The sequence below is a fragment of the Acinetobacter sichuanensis genome (assembly GCF_003024515.2).
Taxonomy (GTDB): domain Bacteria; phylum Pseudomonadota; class Gammaproteobacteria; order Pseudomonadales; family Moraxellaceae; genus Acinetobacter; species Acinetobacter sichuanensis.
The window spans coordinates 1-3,950 of sequence record NZ_PYIX02000096.1 but is presented as its reverse complement, the minus strand read 5'-3'; the positions used below and the strand labels follow the sequence as shown (position 1 = coordinate 3,950).

The 3,950-nt window shown below is 37.4% G+C and carries 5 protein-coding genes; all 5 read right to left on the bottom strand.

Annotation, left to right across the window (positions count from 1 at the left end; genetic code table 11):
* Positions 1–400 (bottom strand): hypothetical protein (locus C9E89_RS21720; RefSeq protein ID WP_107010196.1); only part of this gene is annotated, 400 nt, incomplete at its 3' end.
* A 22-nt stretch (positions 401–422) separates the two neighbouring features.
* Complete coding sequence (locus tag C9E89_RS23980) at positions 423–1,379, bottom strand: hypothetical protein (protein WP_227504909.1); 957 nt, start codon at positions 1,377–1,379, stop codon at positions 423–425.
* A 335-nt stretch (positions 1,380–1,714) separates the two neighbouring features.
* Positions 1,715–2,140, bottom strand: a complete 426-nt coding sequence (locus C9E89_RS21710; protein WP_033917496.1) for a hypothetical protein — start codon at positions 2,138–2,140, stop codon at positions 1,715–1,717.
* A gap of 38 nt (positions 2,141–2,178) precedes the next feature.
* Complete coding sequence (locus C9E89_RS21705) at positions 2,179–2,334, bottom strand: hypothetical protein (protein ID WP_005006030.1); 156 nt, start codon at positions 2,332–2,334, stop codon at positions 2,179–2,181.
* A gap of 183 nt (positions 2,335–2,517) precedes the next feature.
* On the bottom strand, positions 2,518–3,666 hold the full coding sequence (locus C9E89_RS21700) for a hypothetical protein (protein WP_058952573.1): 1,149 nt from the start codon (positions 3,664–3,666) through the stop codon (positions 2,518–2,520).
* Positions 3,667–3,950 lie beyond the last annotated feature (284 nt).

The following is a 3,950-nucleotide window of genomic DNA, read 5'->3' as shown; positions in this document are numbered from 1 at the left end:
GTTGCACAACTTCATCAATCAAATAAGCAACAGGACTTACAGATTGGCTTTTTGTGAAAGTCGGTGCACCAGCTTCAGCGATAAACTTCTCGCTAATCGGTTTTTTGATTTCTAAGCGATACACACGGCGCAGCTTGTTTAAGCAATCAGACATTGAGCCATCGCCAATACCGTGACGGGCTTTCTTGTTATCACGAGTCTTAAACGTGAAGTATGGAAAATGTTTGGCCATGACTGCAGTAATGTCTTTACCAACCAAGTAAATGTGGCTGTGTGTTTCGTAGAAGTGGGTAAATGACGTCTCTACGTGATAAGCAGCCAACAAGCTTTTTGCTTGAGGGTCAGTGATAACCGATTTAACTTGGTTAATCATTTTTTTGGCAATTGTTTTGTTATTCATGATGAACACCCTATAAATTTGATTAATTAGATTGAGTTAATGCAAGTTGCGTAAAAATACGTTTTAGGCACACTTTACATGTAACAAGGTGCGGTACCGTGTCCACGGTAACTTCACCTACTTTCATTTTGAATTCTTTCTTTGCTTCATCTGCAGGGAATAAGCCTCCAGCTGAGCACAAGTACTGGTTTTTCTCACGAACCAATTTAGATCCTGAGTAGTCTTCATCAAAAACCAAGTGAGTCACTGTATTTGATTTTTCACCATCGCCCCATGATCCAGCTGACAAGCCTGACATTACAATTTTTACACCAGTGAACCATTTGAACGGTAAAGCACTGAAGTTTTTCTTCTGATCGATAGCATCAAAGATCGGTTTAGCTTGTTGCAGCGCATTGAATAATTCAAACAATGCAGTAATTTTTTTCTTAGCATCCTGTTCAGCCTGGTTCCACTTGGTTTGCGCCTCATACTCAGCACGGGTATACCAGACCACTTGCCCATTTTTTGCATATAGCCAAAGTTTTTTACCAGTCATGAGATGGTTCACCATCGCATCGGGCATATCAAACATGAGGTTGTTAAATGACATAACTTTGTCATTCAGGTTGATAAAAGACTTTTTATCTTCAGGTAGTAGCACCGGCACTAACGTAGAGCGTACTAATGCTTCGTAGTTGTCAGTAGACATGCTAGAACGTGGGAAACTATGACCTGTAAACACTGGCTTAAGATAAGGGTTGTATGGCAACTCAGTTGCTAAAACCTTGGTGGACCATTCTTCCCACAAATTGAACTTTTTAGCTTGTTCAACCATATGGTGCAGATCTGCAGTAGAAATTCTAACTGATGGCATTGAAGGGTTATTTATTGATTCTGGCGCACGAGTTACACGAACAAGTTCTATAACTTCATGCGCTTCAATTGGACCATATTTGCGATCAAGGTTTTTGCTAAGTAATTCATTAATAGTAACCATTTCAACTCCAAGTTTTAAGCTTTCTGCTTCAATATGTTTATTTTAAGATAGAACCTAAACCAAAAACTTTTTTAAAATTATTTATTTTTATTATTGTTTTACTGGTCCTTGCTGCGACTTTTAACAGATAGCAGCTAAAAATAGTAATGAGGATGCTATTAAAATGATGGAAGCAATTAAGGTACCATACAAATAAGCATTGATCCTGGTGCGCCAGATCTAGCGCTGGCCACAACCAAATTTCTAAACCTTTTTTTAATCAATTAAAAAACATCGAATGCGGTTTTCAACTGCCAACCAGTGAAGCAATAGACATGCTTCACTGGTTGTTGTTATTAAGCTTCAGTCAATTCATTAATATCTAGGATATGAACGCCGTTTGATGTCAGTAGCCAACATGAGAGGGTATGTGCTTCAGTGACTTGAAGTATGAGGCTGTTAAGAGTGTCACTAGATTTTTTGCAGTAAAGGCAATCAGGTTCAGGATTGCTACCATCATCATCAATCAATGGCGTGTCAGCAATTAAGCGGTATGAAGCATACTTAATGATGTCAATATCATCGGCATTGATTGGCTCTTTTGAGCTTAGGCGTACTTGCTCTAAACTGAATGCTTCAGGTTCAATCCATTTAACCTTACTGGTGTTTTCAATCTGGTAACTTAACTGAGTGCCATCAGCAAAAAACACGACAAATTGACCATCTTCAATGTGCTGTACTTTAAAATTGCATGGAATGGTGAATGTGTTGTAGTAATTCATGGGGTTTCTCCAAGTTGTAGGCGTTGAGCCTAAGTTGATTAATCGTTTAAAACAGATTCGATAAAAGAGAGTATTTCAGCTTTAAGAGATGCTGAAATGGTTGCAGTATTTAACTGGCTTAAATACATATCAGCTTTGTCTTTTATTTCTTTTGACGTTGCGGTTTTACGAATTAAAACTAATGTATTCCACATATTAAAAGCCCTTTAGGATAGTGATTAAATCTATATTCATTATACAAAGCGCAATAGCTGTTTAATTTTTCTTAAAATTTAAAAATTCAAAACCTTTTTAATCAATTAAAAAAACATCGAATGCATTTTAAAAAATACCCAAAAGAAAAGGGATAAGGTTTTACGCTTATCCCTGTTTGGGTTTTAGATATGGCAATCAACAATCGTGATTATATAGTCGCTTGGAAAGCTCTTGAGCAAGGCTTGGTTTTTGTTTTCCCAATCTTCTTCCTTGCGAATATCCAGTCCAAACATGCCACACTCTGAACCTGTCCAGTCGCCTATTTCATCACCACTGGTCGCATCTAAGAAACAGTATGTACCGAATGGGTTTGCTGATTTTTTAGCTAGGAATTCTTCACGGCTCACCAAAAATTCATCAAATTCATGTCCGAATATGCCAAACAGGTTATCCGTATCACTGGCTTTCATTAATAAGATTGCATCTTGGTTATGATAGAAATTACGCTTATCGTTCACTGATTCGATTGATTCATCAGACCAAACATCAGCCCATGACCGCCAAGTACGTGAAGCATCACCGATACACTTCTCAAAATAGTCATAAACACGGTTAGCTTCGGTTTTTAAGCGGTTGATTTCGGTTTCAAAATCTAGCTCACCAATCGGGCAGCTATCCACTTTTCGTCCATCAAGACGCAACAGCATGTTTTTCCAACGTCCTCCGATTTCATACCAATCGTATTTCGGATTCGGGTTGGTGGTGGTGAAGTAATCGACCACTTTACCGTCAGCATCAAGCTCTATCCATTCTGTCCAACTTTCATCAGGTTTTTCACCTGTCAAAACAGTCGGCGTAACTTTTTCGTTATACCAGTTAATGAACTGTTGAAGCTCAAACACTTCAGTACATGGCACATCTTTTTGATGCCATTGAATGAACATGCCTAAATCACGAATGCGACTTGAGTACGTACCATCATCGTTTTTGACCTGTACCACTGATAAATGCTTACCGCCGTTCGGGAAGTCAGCAAAAATATCACCTTTGTTGTTTTTGATGGCATAAAGCTCTAAGTCTGTTGCATCACGCACGAAACGAGGGTCGTCAAGAAACGCATAGCGTTCTTCACCATCATCTATGATAGGCTTTGAGTTTTTCATCAAAGTGATTTCTGTCGATTCGTATTGGTCTTTAATTTCGTCCAATGATGATTCTGAAATGCAATATTTGTTTTTAATGCCTGAGCATTCAAATTCGTAAAATGGTTCTAGGGCATCTACAACATCACCATCAGGGGTGGTAACTACTGCAACTGTGAAATGTGACATTTTAAAATCTCCAAGTTTTGAGCCGTGTGCTCTACATCTGAGATTCCATAATAGTTATTAAGTGGCGTTTATAATTTTTTCCTTAAAATATTAATGAAGCTGAATTTAACAACGGTAGTGGTTCAGTAATTAAAATATTTTAATCAATTAAAATCACCGTATACGTTGAATAAAACTAATATCAATTATTTATATTTAATTAAATAAAATAAGGCTCACATATTAAAATAACCTGATTACATAGATCTATATCAAAAAAAGATGGCAATAATTAATAGTTGCCA